We start from the raw sequence: 16312 nt of genomic DNA on the forward strand, positions 1-16312 counted from the left end.
TTGCCCCGACGTGTCCGCGGCCCCGCTGTCCGGCCTGCTCACCGCCACTGTTCCCGCCCTGGTCGGGGTCCTCGACTCCGTCGCCACGCTCGACCCCCGCGCGGCCGACGTCCCGGCGCTCGCCGTCGAGGGCCCCGCCGCGCTGCGCCCGTTCCTCGCCTCGGCCGTCGTCGCCGAGGGCGGCCGGACCGTGCTCGCGGTGACCGCGACCGACCGGGAGGCCGAGGACCTGGCGGCCGCCGCGTCGGACCTGCTGGGTCCCGACGCGGTCGCGGTCCTGCCGTCGTGGGAGACGCTGCCCCACGAGCGGCTCTCCCCGCGCCCCGACACCGTCGGCCGCCGGCTGACGATCTTCCGGGCGCTCGCGGGCGGCGACTCCCCGGTGCGGCTGGTCGCGGCGGCGGCGCGCAGCCTGATCCAGCCGATCGCGCCGGGGCTGGGCACGCTCGACCCGGTCCGGCTGCGCGTCGGCACCGAGTACGGGTTCGATGACCTGCTGGAACGGCTCGTCGAGCTGGCGTACACGCGCGTCGAGATGGTCACCGAGCGCGGCGAGTTCGCCGTCCGCGGCGGCATCGTCGACCTCTTCGTGCCCACGGCCGACCATCCGGTCCGTATCGAGTTCTGGGGCGACGAGGTCAGCGAGATCCGCGCGTTCGCGGTCGCCGACCAGCGCTCGGTCGAGGCCGTCGAGGAGGTCGTCGCGCCCGCGTGCCGGGAGCTGCTGCTCACCGCACCGGTCCGGGCCCGCGCCACCGCCCTCGCGAAGACGCACGAGAACACCCCGCAGCTGCGCGAGCTGCTGGAGAAGCTCGCGGAGGGCATCCCGTCGGAGGGCATGGAGTCGCTGGTCCCGGCCCTGGTGGGCGACGAGATGCAGCTGCTGACGGACCTGCTGCCCGCCGGGTCGATCGTGCTGGTGGCCGACCCGGAGCGGATCCGCACCCGCGCCCACGACCTCGTCCGCACCGGCCAGGAGTTCCTGGAGGCGTCGTGGCTCGCGGCGTCGCTGGGCAGCGACGACGCCGCCGCCGGCGCGGCCGCCCCGATCGACCTCGGCGCGTCGGCCTACCGCGACCTCGGCGAGGTGCTCGCGCACGCGGCGACGTCGGGGCGGCCCGTCGTGACGCTCTCGCCGCTGCTGTCGGGGTCCGACGAGTCCCTCGTGCCCGCCGTGCACGAGATCGAGTCCTACCGCGGCGACACCGACCGCGCGCTCGTCGACATGCGCGCCCACGTCGCCACCGGCGGTGCCGCGGTGCTGGTCGTCGCCGGGCAGGGCACCGCGCAGCGGTCGCTGGAGCAGCTGCGTGAGGCCGAGGTGCCGGCGTCGCTGGTCGAGGCCCTCACCGACGAGCCCGAGAAGGGCCTGGTCACGGTCACGTGCGGGCGGGTCGCCGACGGGTTCACCGCGGCGGCGATCGGGCTGGTCGTGCTCAGCGAGGCCGACCTGACGGGCAGCCGCGCCGGGCTGGAGGCAACGGCCCGCAAGATGCCCGCGCGCCGGCGCAACGCCGTCGACCTCGCGGTCCTGCAGCCGGGCGACTTCGTCGTGCACAACCAGCACGGCATCGGCCGGTTCGTCGAGATGCGTGAGCGGACCGTGCAGGGCGCGACGCGCGAGTACCTGGTGCTGGAGTACGCGTCGTCCAAGCGCGGGCAGCCCGCCGACCGGCTGTTCGTGCCGACGGACGCACTCGACGAGATCAGCCGCTACGTCGGCGGCGAGCAGCCCGCGCTGAACAAGCTGGGCGGCGCCGACTGGTCGAAGACGAAGAGCAAGGCGCGCAAGGCCGTCCGCGACATCGCCGCCGGGCTGGTGCAGCTCTACGCGGCGCGGCAGGCCTCGCCCGGGCACGCGTTCGCCACCGACAGCCCGTGGCAGCGTGAGCTGGAGGACGCGTTCCCGTTCACCGAGACCCCCGACCAGCTGGCCGCGATCGACGAGGTCAAGGCCGACATGGAGCGGGCCGTCCCGATGGACCGGGTCATCTCCGGCGACGTCGGGTTCGGCAAGACCGAGATCGCGGTGCGGGCGGCGTTCAAGGCGGTGCAGGACGGCAAGCAGGTCGCCGTGCTCGTCCCGACGACGCTGCTGGCCACCCAGCACCTCGCGACGTTCTCCGACCGCATGCGCGCCTTCCCCGTCACGGTGAAGGGGCTGTCGCGGTTCACCGACGCGGCCGAGGCCAAGCAGACGATCGAGGGGCTGGCGGACGGGACGGTCGACGTCGTCGTCGGCACCCACCGGCTGCTGCAGACGGGCGTGCGCTGGAAGGACCTCGGCCTGGTGATCGTCGACGAGGAGCAGCGGTTCGGCGTCGAGCACAAGGAACACATCACCGCGCTGCGCGCGCACGTCGACGTCCTGACGCTGTCGGCGACGCCGATCCCGCGCACCCTGGAGATGAGCCTCGCCGGCATCCGCGAGATGTCGACGATCACCACCCCGCCCGAGTCGCGCCACCCCACGCTGACCTACGTCGGCGCCTACGACCCGAAGCAGGTCGGCGCCGCGATCCGCCGCGAGCTGCTGCGCGACGGGCAGGTCTTCTACGTCCACAACCGGGTGTCGAGCATCGACCGCGCGGCGAAGACGATCCAGGACCTCGTGCCGGAGGCGCGGATCGCGGTGGCGCACGGCCAGATGAACGAGGAGGTGCTCGAGCGCACCGTCAACGGCTTCTGGCACCGCGAGTACGACGTCCTGGTCTGCACCACGATCGTCGAGAACGGCCTCGACATCTCCAACGCGAACACGTTGATCGTCGAGCGTTCCGACACGCTCGGGCTCTCGCAGCTGCACCAGCTGCGCGGCCGGGTCGGGCGTGGCCGCGAGCGCGGCTACGCGTACTTCCTCTACCCGGCGGAGAACCCGCTCACCGAGACGGCGCACGACCGGCTGGCGACGATCGCGCAGCACTCGGGCCTGGGCTCGGGCGCGGCCGTCGCGATGAAGGACCTGGAGATCCGCGGCGCGGGCAACATCCTGGGCGCCGAGCAGTCCGGGCACATCGCGGGCGTCGGCTTCGACCTCTACATCCGGCTGGTCGGCGAGGCCGTCGCGGCATTCCGCAAGCAGGCGGGCTCGCAGGGTTCCGACGAGCCCGAGCCGCTGGCCGAGGTCCGGATCGACCTGCCGATCGACGCGCACGTCCCGCACGACTACGTGACGGGCGAGCGGCTGCGCCTGGAGGTGTACCGCAAGATCGCGGAGTCGCCCGACCAGGCGGCGCTCGACGCGATCGTCGACGAGCTCACCGACCGCTACGGCGAGCCGCCGGAGCCGGTCCGCAACCTGCTCGCGGTCGCGGCGTTCCGGCAGGCGTGCCGCGAGCTCGGGGTGGGCGAGGTCGCGGTGGCGGGCAACGCGGTCCGGGTGGGGCCGGTCGACCTGGCCGACTCGGCGCAGATGCGGCTCAAGCGGCTGTACCCGAAGGCCGTCTACAAGCCGGCGGCCCGGTTGGTGACGGTCCCGCGCCCGGCCGAGGGCAACCGGATCGGTGGCGCGCCGCTGCGCGACGTCGAGCTGCTGGAGTGGGCGAAGCGGCTGCTCACCGACCTGACGGGCACGCCCGCAGCGGTCGCGGCGGGCTGAGCGGGCGGCCGCACATGACCCTCGGCGGGGTGTGGAAAGCCACGTGAGAGGGTGGGCCCGTGCGCAGCAGGGTGATCCGGGCCATCGCCGTCACGTCGATCCTCGGAGCGGTCGTCGCGGGATGCGGCAGCGGACCGAGCCAGGTCGGGTCGGCCGTCATCGTCGGCGACTCGTCGGTCGGGCTGTCGAGTGTCGAGTCGCAGCTGGGCACGCTGCTCGCCTCGCCCCGGCTCACGGCGCTGATGGCGCAGTCCGGGGTCACCCCCGATCTCGTGGCGCGTGAGCTGGTCAGCCGCGCGGTGCTGCACGACCTGATCCGCGCCGAGGCGGCCGAGACCGGTCTGACGGTCACCGACGCGCAGGTCGACGAGACCATCGCCGCCGACGACCGGACCACCGACGACAACCAGCCCGCCGCGGCGACGCTGGAGTCGCCGATCGCGCAGTACGGCGACCCGGCGCTGCGCCGCGAGGCCGTCCGCGACGACCTGCTGATGGTCGAGCTGGGCCGCCGCGAGCTCGACCGGCTCAACGTCGCCGTGCAGGTGGGGCAGACGTCGTCGGAGGCCGACGCGCAGGCGAAGGCCCGGGCCGCCCTCACGGGTGGTCCGGCGGCCGACCAGTTCTTCGGCGGCCCCGCCCGCGCCGTCCCGGCGTCGCAGATCGTGCCCGGCTTCGCGCAGGCCCCGCCGTACGCGTGGTCGCTGCTCGGCACCCCGCAGGGCGGCGTGATCATCGTGAAGCCGCAGCAGGGCGACACCACGTGGACGATCGCGAAGGTGCAGTCGCGCACCCTCGCCGACCCGCCGCCGCCCGCGCGCGGCCAGGACGACGGCCAGTCGGCCGACCAGGTGGACCGCACCCTGCTGCTGACGTTCGGCACGCACCTGCTGCAGCCGCGTGCGATGGCCACCGACATCCGCATCAACCCGCGCTACGGCGTGTGGGACCCGCTGTCGATGGGCGTCCTGCCGGCCGACCAGGTGCCCGGCACCATCCTCGCCCCGCCCGCCGCCACCCCCTGACCGGCTCTCGTGACGACCGTCGTCCTGCTCTCCGCGCGCCTCGGCGCGGTCCTGCCCGCGGCGGCCGTGGGCCCGCTGCGCACGGCCACCGCGGTCGTCGCCACCCCCGACGTCACCGACCCGGCCTCGTGGGGTGCCGTGCCGCTCGACGGTGACCCGCCCGCGGGATCGGTCGTGCTCACCACCGATCCCGCGCACCCGCTCGTCGCGGCGGCCGACGCCGTGATCACGACGCCCGAGCCCACGGGCGCGGCCCTGCTCGACGCGGTGGCCGTCATGGACCGGCTGCGCTCGCCCGGCGGCTGCCCGTGGGACGCCGAGCAGACGCACGACTCCTTGCTGCAGTACCTGGTCGAGGAGGCCTACGAGCTGTACGAGGCGATCGAGGACGGCGACCGGACGGCGATGCGCGAGGAGCTCGGCGACGTGCTCCTGCAGGTCCTGTTCCACGCCCGGGTGGCGGCCGAGGACGCCGCCTCGTTCGACGTCGACGACGTCGCCGGTGATCTCGTCGCCAAGCTGGTGGGGCGGCACCCGCACGTCTTCGCGGGCAGCGAGCGGATCGACACCGCGGAACGCCAGGAGCACCGCTGGGAGGAGCTCAAGCGGGCCGAGAAGCAGCGTGAGTCCAGTGTCGACGGGGTGCCGATGGGGCAGCCCGCCGTCGCGCTCGCGGCCAAGCTCACCAGCCGCACCGCCCGGGCGGGCTTCCCGGCCGAGCTGCTGCCGTCGGGGCCGGGGGTGGGGGAGGAGCTGTTCGCGCTCGCGGCCCGCGCCAAGCTCGCCGGGGTCGATCCGGAGGCGGAGCTGCGCACCGCGGCGCGCCGGTTCGCCGACCGCGTCCGCGCGGCCCAGCGCGCGGCGACCGCCGAGGGCGCGGACGCGCACGCCCTCGACGGCGACGCCTGGCGTGCGGCGTGGACGGCTCAGGAGAGCAGCGTCGTTCACGAGAGCAGCGTCGTTCAGGCGAGCAGCGTCGTTCAGGAGAGCAGGGCGCTGCCCCAGTAGTCCGACCCGGCCAGCCCCGGCGGGCACGCGAACATCGCGGACCCGGTGTGCTGCAGGTACTCCATCATCGGGTCCTGCTGGGCGAGCACGCGCTGCATGGGCACAAACTGCGTCTGCGGGTCGCGGACGAACGCGATGAAGAACAGTCCGGCGTCGAGGCGGCCGCGGCCGTCGGTGCCGTCGACGAAGTTGTAGCCGCGCCGCAGGATCCGCACGCCGTTCAGCGTCTCGTGCGAGGCGAGCCGGATGTGGGCGTCGGTGGCGATCGCGGGCTCCCCGTCGGCGCCACGGGCGTTCAGGTCGGCGACGTCGAACTCCGCCGTGCCGCTGAGCGGGTTGCCCTCACCCTTGCTGCGCCCGACGATCTGCTCCTGCTCCTGCAGCGACGTCCGGTCCCACGTCTCGATGTGCATCCGGATGCGCCGTGCCACGAGGTAGGTGCCGCCGGTCATCCAGTCGGGGCCGTCGCCGGGCTGGACCCAGACGTGGTCGTCGAGCTGGTCGGGCTCCTCGGCCTTGACGTTGTTGGTGCCGTCCTTGAAGCCGAACAGGTTCCGCGGGGTGGTCTGCGCCGTCGACGTCGACGAGGTGCGCCCGAACCCGAGCTGCGACCAGCGCACCGACGTCGTGCCGAACCCGATGCGGGCCAGGTTGCGCACGGCGTGCACGGCGACCTGGGGGTCGTCGGAGCAGGCTTGGATGCACAGGTCGCCGCCGGAACGGGCGGGATCGAGGTTGTCGCCCGCGAAGGGCGGCAGCTCGGCCAGCGCGGGCGGGCGGCGGTCCTGCAGCCCGAGCTTGTCGAAGAACGAGCCGCCGAACCCGACGGTGATCGTCAGCGACGCGGCCGGGAGCCCGAGGGCTTCGCCGGTGTCGGCGGGTGGGGCCAGGGGGTTGCCGCCGACCGCACCGTTCGCGGCCGTCTCCTCGCCCGCGGTCATCCGCTCGGCGGCGGTGGCCCAGCGGGCGAGCAGGCGCGCGACGGCGACGCGGTCGGTCGTCGTCAGGTCGAGGGCCACGAAGTGCAGCCGGTCCTGCGCGGGGGTCGCGATACCGGCCTGGTGCACGGCGCGGAACGGGACGACACCCGTCGCCGGTGTCGACGACGCGTTCTCGCCCACCGCCCAGCCGACAGCCGCGCCGCCACCGGCCAGCGCGACGCCGGCACCGGCCAGACCGAACAGCGCCCGTCGTGAGAGCCCACCACCGGTCTCCTCGGAGGGGGGTGGGGGGACGGTGCGTTCGGTCCGGCCGGTGTCGGTCATTCGGTGTGTCCGATCAGCTGGTGACGACGGCGGCGACCTGGCTGATGGGCTCGCTCAGGGCGTCGACGGCGTCGGTCATCTTCTTCTTGTCCTCGTCGGTCAGCTCCGTGTAGAGCTTGTAGCTGTCACCGACGCGGTACTGCTCGAGCAGGGTGTCGACGGCGGCGAAGCGCTCGTCGAGCAGCGGGCCGAGTGCCTTGTCCTTCTCGTCGATCACCGGGCGCAGCGCGGCGACCGCGGCCTGCGAGCCCTCGACGTTGGCCTTGAAGTCCCACAGGTCGGTGTGGCTGTAGCGGTCCTCCTCACCGGTGATCTTGCCGGTGGCGACCTCGTCGAGCAGCTCCTTGGCGCCGTTGGCGAGCTGGACCGGGGTCAGTTCGAGGGTCTTGACGCGGGTCTGCAGGTCCTTCATGTCGGCGACGAGCGCGTCCGCCATCGCGGCCGAGTCGGGCTGCAGGCCGGTCTCCCACAGGTCCTTCTCCAGGCGGTGGTAGCCGGTGAACGGGACGCCGGGCTCGCCGTCGTCGCGGCCGTCGACCTTGGGGTCGATGTCGCTGAACGACTCGGCGACCGGCTCGATGCGCTCCCAGTAGGTGCGCGACACCGGGAACAGCGCCTTGGCCGTGGCGACGTCGCCCGCCTTGACGGCGTCGGCGAACTCCTGGGTCTTGGGGACCAGGGCCTCGATCTGGGAATTGACGTAGCGCGTGTAGCCGGCGGTGGCCTCGGCGAGGAGGGTGTTCTGGTCGACGGAGCGCTGGGCGTTGCCGGTGACGGTGAACGCCGCGCGGATGCCGTCGCCGACCATGCCGGGCTTGCAGGCGGTGGTGTAGGTGCCGCCGTCGGGGACCTCGACGATCAGGTCGCGGGTCAGGCCGGGTCCGATGTTCTCGACCTCGCCCATGATCCGGTCGCCGGTGGCGTAGAGGTAGAACTCGGTGACCTTGCTCCCGGTGTTGGTGACCGTGAACGAGATCTTGCCGGCGGGTGCCTCCGTGACCGCGACGTCGCACGACGAGTCGGCGGCCGCGACCTTGATGGGCCCGCCCTGTCCGCCGGAGGCGTTCTCGGCCGGTGGGGCGGTGCTGGTGCATCCGGCGAGCACGGCGGCTGCCGCGGCTGCGGCGAGCACTGAGGCCGCGGTCCTGCGTGACATGGTTCTCCTCGGGGTGTTCAGCGCGGTTTCTCAGCGCGGTGTTTCTCAGGTGGTGGCGACAGCGGCGCGGCGTCGGCCGGGAAGCAGGAAGAGCGTCAGGACCACGGCGACGTAGGCGACCCAGACGATCGACTCGAGCACGGTGGTCTGCGGCGAGAAGTTGAAGATCCCCTTGAGCAACGTGCCGTACCAGGAGTCGGCGGGGACGGCGGCGCTGACGTCGAAGGCCAGGGTGTTGAGGCCGGGCAGGATGCCGGCCTCCTGCAGGTCGTGGACGCCGTAGGCGAGGATCCCGGCGGCGACGAAGATCAGCAGCAGGCCGGTGACGGTGAAGAACTTGCCGAGGTCGATCTTCACGGCGCCGCGGTAGATCAGGTAGGCCAGGGCGATCGCGATGGCGATGCCGATCAGGAACCCGATCAGCGGTTGCAGCGTCTCGCCCGCGGCCTCTGCGGCGGAGAAGAAGAACACCGCCGTCTCCAGGCCCTCGCGGCCGACGGCGAGCGCGGCTACGACGACGACCGCGACGGGTCCGATCTTGAGCGCGTCCTCGAGCTTGCCCTGCAGTTCCGACGACAACGCCCGCGCGTTGCGCCGCATCCAGAAGATCATCCAGGTGACGAACGCGACCGCGACGATCGAGAGTGTCCCGCCGAGCGCCTCCTGGGCCTCGAAGGTGAGTGCCTGCTGGGTGAGGGTGAGGGCCAGCGTCACGCCCACCGAGACGGCGACGGCGATGCCGACGCCCAGCCACACCTTGGGCAGTTCCGAGCGCCGGTCGGTGCGCACGAGGAAGGCGACCAGGATGCTCACGACGAGCGCGGCCTCCAGGCCTTCCCGCAGTCCGATCAACGCGTTGCCGAGCACGTTTCCGACGTCTCCAGTCTGTTTCGTACGGCTTCTTAGGCCAGCCTGCGCAGGTGCGCAGCGAGGCTAGCCTCTGTCGTGTCCGCGGCGGTAGTGCCGTTTCGTTACCAAGTGCCGGTTGATCTCCGGCGGGGTGCTCGTCGTATTCGCGAATCGGACTTTTCCGGCACAGAGAACGCAAGATCGGACGTGGCGTCCACCACCGGCGGAAGCATCCGAACGGGACCGTCCACCCATTCGGCGAGTCTTTTCGGACGACGTCGTCGGCAATTCTCGAAAAGCGCTCCACGCGCAATTCGGCGGGGTTATCCGAGCCTATTGACAGGCAATCCCAGGAATACCTAATTTCGTCTCGCCCGGTCGTGAGAATGCTGCGGAGCCGGTGTCACGGAAAGTGGGTCCCGGGTGCTCGCCACGTTCATCATCGGACTGCGCGAAGGGCTCGAGGCCTCACTCGTCGTCGGGATCGTGGCGAGTTTCCTCGTCGCCCGCGGCCGCCGCGACGCACTGCGATCCGTCTGGATCGGCGTCGGGACCGCCGTCGTCATCTGCATCGCCGTCGGCGTGGTCCTGGAGATCGTCACCGCCGACCTCCCACAGGCCGCCCAGGAAGGGCTCGAGACCGTCATCGGCCTGCTCGCCGTGGCGATGGTCACCTACATGGTGATCTGGATGCGGTCGCACGCCCGCGACCTGCGCGCCGAGCTCGAGTCGTCGGCCGGTGCGGCGCTGGCCGCGGGCTCCACGACCGCACTCGTCGCCATGGCGTTCCTCGCCGTGCTCCGCGAGGGCTTCGAGACGGCCGTCTTCCTGCTCGCCGCGTTCCAGGCCTCGACGTCGCCGCTGCTCGCGGGCCTCGGCGCCCTGCTCGGTGTGGTCGCGGCCGTCGCCCTCGGCTACGGCATCTACCGCGGCGGCGTGAAGCTGAACATGGCGCGGTTCTTCCGGGTCACCGGCGTCGTGCTCGTCGTCGTGGCCGGCGGCCTGCTGACGACGGCCGCGCACACCGCCCACGAGGCCGGCTGGATCGACATCGGCCAGACCCGAGCCCTCGACCTGTCCTGGCTCGTCCTGCCCGGCACGCCCGTGTCGTCGCTGCTCACCGGCGTCCTCGGCATCCAGCCCTACCCGGTGGTCCTCGAGGTCGTCGTCTGGCTGGTGTACGTCGTCCCACTCCTGATCTACGTGCTCGCTCCCACCACGAAGCGGCGCACGCCGGCCCCCGCGCCGGCCGCCTGACCCCCCACCGGATCCATCGAGGAGCACGACTCGTGACCCCCACCCGAACCCGCGCCGCCTGCGGTGTCGCCGCCCTCGCCAGCGCGGGGCTGCTCGCCTCCGCCTGTTCGGCGAGCTCCCAACAGGCCTCGCCCGGCGACCCGCCCGCGTCCGCGGTCACGATCGAGATCAGCGACGCGGGCTGCGGCCCGAACCCGGCCACCGTCCCCACCGGGCCCGTGACCTTCGCCGTCACCAACGCGGCGTCGGCGAAGGTCACCGAGGCCGAGGTCCAGGGCGGCGGGAAGATCCTGGGGGAGAAGGAGAACATCACCGCCGGCCTCGACGGCACCTTCTCGCTGCGCATGGAGCCCGGCACCTACAGCGTCTACTGCCCGGGCGCGGCCAAGGACACCTGGACGTTCACCGTCGACGGCGCCGCGGCTGGCGCCAGTTCCGCGCCTGCCGCCGCCGGCAACACCTCGCTCACCGCCGCCACCCAGGGCTACCACGACTACGTCGTCACCGAGGTCGCCCAACTGCAGACGGCCACGAAGACATTCACCGACGCCGTCCGCGCCGGGAACATCGACGCCGCGAAGAACGCGTTCGCCCCGGCCCGCGTGCACTACGAGAGCATCGAGCCCGTCGCCGAGAGCTTCGGCGACCTCGACCCGGCCATCGACGCCCGCATCGACGACGTCACCGACCCCACCCGATGGACAGGTTTCCACCGCATCGAGAAGGCACTCTGGGCCGACGGGACCCTGAACGGCATGGCGCCGATCGCCGACGAGCTCGACGCCGACGTCGCGACCCTCAAGACGAAGGTCGCGACCAACACCTACCAGCCCGCCGAGCTCGCCAACGGCGCGTCCGACCTGCTCACCGAGGTCTCCACCAGCAAGGTGACCGGCGAGGAGGACCGCTACTCCCACACCGACCTCTGGGACTTCGCCGCCAACATCGACGGCGCCCGCAAGGCGTTCGAGCTGCTGCAGCCGGCGCTGGCGGCCACGGACCCCGACCTCGCCCAGCAGCTCGAGGCCCGCTTCACCGACGTCGCGCAGGGTCTGGCCGAGTACAGGACCGCCGACGGCGGCTACCAGGACTACGGCGCCGTGACCGACACCGACAAGCGTTCGCTCGCCGACTCCGTCAACGCGCTCGCCGAGCCGCTGTCGCAGGTCGCGGGGAAGGTGGTCTGACCCGCATGGAACTGTCCCGGCGCCGGCTCCTGCAGGGGATCGCGGGAGCCGGCGCCGTCGGTGCCCTCGCGGGCTGTGCACCGTCCGCGGCCGCGGCGGCCGACGTCGTCGAGTTCCACGGCCCGCACCAGGCCGGCATCGCCACGCCGGTGCAGGACCGGCTGGCGTTCACCGCCTTCGACGTCACCACCACCCGACGCGAGGACCTCGTCGCGCTCCTGAAGACCTGGACCGCCGCGGCCGAGGCCATGACCCGCGGCGTGCCCGTACCCGGGCCGGCGCCGTCGGACGCCCTGCCGCCCGCCGACACCGGCGAGGCCGACGGGCTGGCCCCCGGACGGCTCACGATCACGATCGGCTTCGGGCCCGGCCTGTTCACCGCCGCCGACGGCACCGACCGCTTCGGCCTCGCCGCCCGCCGCCCCGCCGCCTTCGCCCCGCTGCCGGCCCTGCCCGGCGAGCTCCTCGATCCCGCCCGCAGCGGCGGTGACGTCGCCGTGCAGGCCTGCTCCGACGACCCCACCGTCGCGTTCCACGCCGTCCGCAACCTCACCCGGCTGGGCCGCGGGACCGTCGTCGCCCGGTGGGCGGAGCTGGGGTTCGGCAAGACGTCGTCGACGGGGAACTCCGGTGGCACGCCGCGGAACCTGTTGGGGTTCAAGGACGGCACCCGCAACATCGAGGGCGCCGACGACGCCGCGCTCGGACAGCACGTCTGGGTGGCCGACGGCGACGGCGCCGGCTGGCTCGGCGGCGGCAGCTACCTCGTCGCCCGCCGCATCCGGATGTTCGTGGAGCCGTGGGACCGCGACCGGCTGTCTGACCAGCAGGCCGTGTTCGGCCGGTTCAAGACCTCCGGCGCGCCGCTCACCGGCACCGACGAGTTCGACACGCCCGACTTCGGCGCCGTCGGCCCCGACGGGCCCGTCATCGCCGAGGACGCCCACGTGCGGCTCGCGGCCCCGGAGAACAACGGTGGGCTGCGCATCCTGCGCCGCGGCTACTCCTACACCGACGGCATCGACGCCCGCACCGGCACGCTCGACGCCGGCCTGTTCTTCCTGGCCTACGTGCGCGACCCGGACCAGTTCGTGACGTTGCAGCGCAAGCTCGGCAGCAGCGACGCGCTCAACGAGTACATCCGCCACGTCGGTTCGGGCCTCTACGCCTGCCCACCCGGGACGACGGGCCCCGACGACTGGTGGGGCCGCGCCCTGTTCACCTGATGACCCCTGTGAGCGGCAATAGTCGCTATCGCGACTATTGCCGCTCACGACCGTCTGTGCGGGCCGCGCCCGGGTGGGCCCGAGAACCGGGCGCAACCTCACGGTCGTCCCGGCGCCCGACCACGACCGTGAGGTTGCGCGCGGGTGGTGTCAGGCCGGTTCGGCGCGGTCCATCGCGACGCGGGCCCGCAACTCGCCCAGGGCCTCCTGGTACTCCGGGCGCGGGTCCATGGCGGCGGCCATCTTGTACTGCGCCAACGCCTCCGGGAGCCGGGCCTGACGTTGCAACGTCTTGCCCAGCGCGAAGCGCGCGTAGTGGTCGGCCGGGTCGAGCTCCAGGACGCGGGTGAACGCCTGCTCCGCGCGGTGCAGCTGCGCCGAGTCGAAATAGGCGCGGCCCGCGAGGAGCTGCACCGAGACGTCGTCGGGTTCGCAGTCGAGCACCGGGCCGAGCGCCTGCAGCGCGTCGAGCGGCCGGCGGTCCGACAACAGCCGCTCCGCGCGGCGGAACGAGGCGAACACGTCGGGGCCGGTCCCGGACCGGGCTTCGTCGGGCTCCTCTGCGTGTGATCCGTGCGGCGTCGTCATGGTCGCTCCACGGTAGGCCCCGGCACGCGGATCCGCGAGGCTTGACAGGACGGCCCGGGGCGGGTGACGGCCACGACACCTCGCCCGCGGTGCGCGGCCGGGGGCCCGCCGGCGGCTAGGGTGACGCACCGGGTCCAAGTGTCGAATCCGGAACGGGAGCTGTGGTGGCGGTCATCGAGCAGGTCGGCGCGCGCGAGATCCTCGACTCGCGAGGAAACCCGACGGTCGAGGTGGAGGTCGCCCTCGACGACGGGACGCTGGCCCGGGCCGCGGTCCCGTCCGGCGCGTCCACGGGTGAGCACGAGGCCGTCGAGCTGCGCGACGGCGACGCGAAGCGCTACGGCGGCAAGGGTGTCGAGAAGGCCGTCGCCGCGGTGCTCGACGAGATCGGTCCCGAGCTGACCGGCATGGAGGCCGTCGACCAGCGCCTGGTCGACCAGCGCCTCGTCGACCTCGACGGCACCAACGACAAGTCCCGCCTCGGCGCGAATGCGCTGCTGGGTGTGTCCCTGGCCGTCGCGAAGGCGGCCGCGGAGTCGTCGGGCCTGGAGCTGTTCCGCTACGTCGGCGGCCCCAACGCCCACGTGCTGCCCGTCCCGATGATGAACATCCTCAACGGCGGCGCCCACGCCGACACGTCCGTCGACGTGCAGGAGTTCATGATCGCCCCGATCGGTGCGGAGTCGTTCCGCGAGGCCCTGCGCTGGGGCACCGAGGTCTACCACGCGCTCAAGTCCGTCCTGAAGAAGAACGGGCTGGCCACCGGCCTGGGCGACGAGGGCGGCTTCGCTCCCGACGTCAAGGGCGGCACCCGCGGTGCGCTGGAGCTGATCTCCACCGCGATCGAGACCACCGGCTTCTCCCTCGGTTCCGACGTCGTCCTCGCGCTCGACGTCGCCGCCACCGAGTTCTTCGACAAGGGCACGTACTCCTACGAGGGCCGCTCGCTGTCGTCGGCGGAGCTGTCCGCGGTCTACGCGGAGCTGGTCGACGCGTTCCCGCTCGTCTCCATCGAGGACCCGCTGTCCGAGGACGACTGGGACGGCTGGATCGAGCTCACGAAGACGTTGGGCGACAAGGTCCAGCTCGTCGGCGACGACCTGTTCGTCACCAACCCGGAGCGGCTCGAGGACGGCATCCTGCGCGGCGCCGCCAACGCGCTGCTGGTCAAGGTCAACCAGATCGGCACGCTGTCGGAGACCCTCGACGCCGTGACGCTGGCGCAGTCGGCGGGCTACCGCTGCATGATGAGCCACCGCTCCGGCGAGACCGAGGACACCACGATCGCCGACCTGGCCGTCGCCACCGGCTGCGGCCAGATCAAGACCGGCGCGCCCGCCCGCTCCGAGCGGGTCGCGAAGTACAACCAGCTGCTGCGCATCGAGGAGGCCCTGGGCGACGCCGCGCGTTACGCCGGCGAGCTGGCCTTCCCGCGGTACGCGGTGCCGCAGGGCTGACGTGCCCGCCGCGGCCGACGAGCGCGCGCGGACCCGGGGCGACCGGGGCCGCGGCGCCTCGTCGGCCCGGCCGGGTGCCGCGGGGCGGCGCACCCGCACCCGCGAACCCCAGCTGACGCGCACCCGGTCCCGCGCGGCCGGTGTCGTCGCCGCGACCACCGGGTTCCTCGGCGTCTCGTCGACGCGGCGTGCCGCCGTGCTTGCCGTCGTCGTCTGCGCGCTGGCGCTCACCGTGGCGGTTCCGTTGCGCAACTTCGTGGCCCAGCGTCAGCAGCTGTCCGACCTGACCCACGAGCAGCAGCAGATCGCCGCCGAGGTCGACCGGCTCGACGAGCAGCGGGCCCGCCTCTCCGACCCGTCGCAGGTGGAGGCCGACGCCCGCAGCCGCCTCGGCTACGTCAAGCCCGGCGAGGTGCCCTACATCGTCGAGCTGCCCGTCCCGCCGCCGAGCCCCGAGGAGCTCGCCGCCGGGCAACCGTGGTTCGAACGCCTCTGGACCACCGTCTCGGAAGGTTCCCCCGCACAGTTATGACCGCACAGTGACGTCCGCACAGTGACACCCGCTCCGGGGAACACTCCCGCGCCGACGATCTCCGACGCCGATCGCGCCGCCGTCACCGCCCAGCTCGGGCGCGCGCCGCGTTCGGTACGGGAGGTCGCGCACCGCTGCGAGTGCGGGCTGCCGACCGTCGTCGCGACCTCGCCGCGCCTCGAGGACGGCACCCCGTTCCCGACGCTGTTCTACCTGACGTGCCCGCGGCTCGCGTCGCGGCTGGGCACGCTGGAGGCCGACGGCCGGATGCGGGAGATGACCGACCGGCTCGCCGACGACCCCGAGCTGGCCGCCGCCTACCTGCGCGCCCACGAGGCCTACCTGGCCGAGCGCGACGCGATCGAACCCCTCGGTACCGACGTCTCCGCCGGTGGGATGCCCACCCGGGTCAAGTGCCTGCACGTCCACGCCGGGCACGCGCTGGCCCGCGGGCGCGGGGTCAACCCGTTCGGCGACGAGGCCCTCGACGAGGTCGGCGAGTGGTGGAAGGCCGGCCCCTGCGTCTGCGTCAACGACGAGGGCTGACCCGCCCCAGCAGCGCCTCGGTGTGCGCCGCCGCCGGCAGCGTCCCCGCGGTGCGCCACGGCCCGTCGGGCAGGAACCGCGAGGACACGAACGCCGTCGACACCTCCTCGGGGGCGTGGCGCAGCAGCAGCGACCCCTGCAGGCACAGCGCCAGCAGCTCGGCGAGCCTGCGCGCGGTGCGCTGCTCGCGTGAGCGCAGCTCCGTCCGCAGCTCGGTGCGGGCCCGGTCGAACCACGAGTCGACGCCCGCGGCCGCGTCGATCTCCTGCAGGACGGCCTCGACGGAGTCCGGTTCCTTCGTGACGGCGCGCAGCACGTCGAGGGCCGTGACGTTGCCCGAGCCCTCCCAGATCGAGTTCAGCGGCGCCTCGCGGTAGAGCCGCGGCAACCCTGACTCCTCGACGTACCCGTTGCCGCCCAAGCACTCCATGGCCTCGGCGACGACCGTCGGGGTGCGCTTGCACACCAGGTACTTCGACGCTGGCAGCGCCAGGCGCAGCAGCTCGGTCTCGCCCCGGTCGACCGCCCCGGCCAGCCGCAGCGCGAGCGCCGTCGCCGCCTCCGACTCCAGCGCCAGGTCGGCCACCACCGACTGCATCAGCGGCTGGTCGGCCAGCC

14 protein-coding genes are annotated in these 16312 nt (G+C 73.0%); 9 read left to right on the plus strand and 5 right to left on the minus strand.

The window, feature by feature from the left end:
* Positions 1–10: 10 nt before the first annotated feature.
* Genes mfd through PSU4_RS12465 form a run of 3 tightly spaced genes read left to right on the plus strand, consistent with a single transcriptional unit; the run spans position 11 to position 5631 of the window.
* Complete coding sequence (gene mfd, locus PSU4_RS12455; RefSeq protein WP_222596234.1) at positions 11–3598, plus strand: transcription-repair coupling factor; 3588 nt, start codon at positions 11–13, stop codon at positions 3596–3598.
* Positions 3599–3657: 59 nt separating this feature from the next.
* A complete protein-coding gene (locus PSU4_RS12460) occupies positions 3658–4623 on the plus strand; it encodes a SurA N-terminal domain-containing protein (RefSeq protein ID WP_147106809.1) in 966 nt (321 codons plus the stop codon).
* Positions 4624–4632: 9 nt separating this feature from the next.
* Entirely contained in the window at positions 4633–5631 is a 999-nt protein-coding gene (locus PSU4_RS12465) for a nucleoside triphosphate pyrophosphohydrolase (protein ID WP_147106812.1), read from the plus strand.
* Here PSU4_RS12465 and efeB (PSU4_RS12470) read toward each other — a convergent pair.
* The 3 genes from efeB (PSU4_RS12470) to efeU (PSU4_RS12480) are packed head-to-tail and all read right to left on the minus strand — an operon-like array spanning position 5604 to position 8919.
* A complete protein-coding gene (efeB, locus tag PSU4_RS12470) occupies positions 5604–6896 on the minus strand; it encodes an iron uptake transporter deferrochelatase/peroxidase subunit (RefSeq protein WP_147106815.1) in 1293 nt (430 codons plus the stop codon). The genes PSU4_RS12465 and efeB (PSU4_RS12470) overlap by 28 nt on opposite strands.
* 13 nt (positions 6897–6909) lie before the next feature.
* A complete protein-coding gene (gene efeO, locus PSU4_RS12475; protein ID WP_147106818.1) occupies positions 6910–8052 on the minus strand; it encodes an iron uptake system protein EfeO in 1143 nt (380 codons plus the stop codon).
* A gap of 45 nt (positions 8053–8097) precedes the next feature.
* Positions 8098–8919 carry an iron uptake transporter permease EfeU gene (gene efeU, locus PSU4_RS12480; protein WP_147106821.1) on the minus strand — a complete coding sequence of 274 codons (822 nt, stop codon included), beginning with the start codon at positions 8917–8919 and terminating at the stop codon, positions 8098–8100.
* A gap of 405 nt (positions 8920–9324) precedes the next feature.
* Between efeU (PSU4_RS12480) and efeU (PSU4_RS12485) the strand changes: the two genes are divergently transcribed.
* From efeU (PSU4_RS12485) to efeB (PSU4_RS12495), 3 genes are read left to right on the plus strand one after another with little or no spacing between them, the layout of a single operon-like run.
* Positions 9325–10158 (plus strand): iron uptake transporter permease EfeU, encoded by an 834-nt coding sequence (gene efeU, locus PSU4_RS12485; protein WP_147106824.1) that lies wholly within the window; start codon positions 9325–9327, stop codon positions 10156–10158.
* Between the two features lie 32 nt (positions 10159–10190).
* Positions 10191–11345: an iron uptake system protein EfeO gene (gene efeO, locus PSU4_RS12490; protein WP_147106827.1), complete on the plus strand. Its 1155-nt coding sequence runs from the start codon at positions 10191–10193 to the stop codon at positions 11343–11345.
* 5 nt (positions 11346–11350) lie between these two features.
* Complete coding sequence (gene efeB / locus PSU4_RS12495) at positions 11351–12571, plus strand: iron uptake transporter deferrochelatase/peroxidase subunit (protein ID WP_147106830.1); 1221 nt, start codon at positions 11351–11353, stop codon at positions 12569–12571.
* 150 nt (positions 12572–12721) lie between these two features.
* Here the strand turns inward: efeB (PSU4_RS12495) and PSU4_RS12500 are convergent, their stop codons facing one another.
* The gene (locus tag PSU4_RS12500; protein WP_147106833.1) at positions 12722–13159 is read right to left on the minus strand and encodes a tetratricopeptide repeat protein; all 438 of its coding nucleotides are present in this window, start codon (positions 13157–13159) and stop codon (positions 12722–12724) included.
* Between the two features lie 164 nt (positions 13160–13323).
* Here PSU4_RS12500 and eno point away from each other — a divergent pair, with 164 nt between their 5' ends.
* Genes eno through PSU4_RS12515 form a run of 3 tightly spaced genes read left to right on the plus strand, consistent with a single transcriptional unit; the run spans position 13324 to position 15694 of the window.
* Positions 13324–14616, plus strand: a complete 1293-nt coding sequence (gene eno, locus PSU4_RS12505; RefSeq protein WP_147106837.1) for a phosphopyruvate hydratase — start codon at positions 13324–13326, stop codon at positions 14614–14616.
* A gap of 1 nt (position 14617) precedes the next feature.
* Entirely contained in the window at positions 14618–15148 is a 531-nt protein-coding gene (locus tag PSU4_RS12510) for an FtsB family cell division protein (protein WP_147106839.1), read from the plus strand.
* 21 nt (positions 15149–15169) lie between these two features.
* Positions 15170–15694 (plus strand): DUF501 domain-containing protein, encoded by a 525-nt coding sequence (locus tag PSU4_RS12515; RefSeq protein ID WP_147106842.1) that lies wholly within the window; start codon positions 15170–15172, stop codon positions 15692–15694.
* Here PSU4_RS12515 and PSU4_RS12520 read toward each other — a convergent pair.
* The coding region (locus tag PSU4_RS12520; protein WP_281290676.1) for an acyl-CoA dehydrogenase family protein at positions 15678–16312 on the minus strand (635 nt) is incomplete at its 5' end. The genes PSU4_RS12515 and PSU4_RS12520 overlap by 17 nt on opposite strands.

Origin of the sequence: Pseudonocardia sulfidoxydans NBRC 16205 (genome assembly GCF_007989085.1) — a bacterium.
Lineage (GTDB): Bacteria > Actinomycetota > Actinomycetes > Mycobacteriales > Pseudonocardiaceae > Pseudonocardia > Pseudonocardia sulfidoxydans.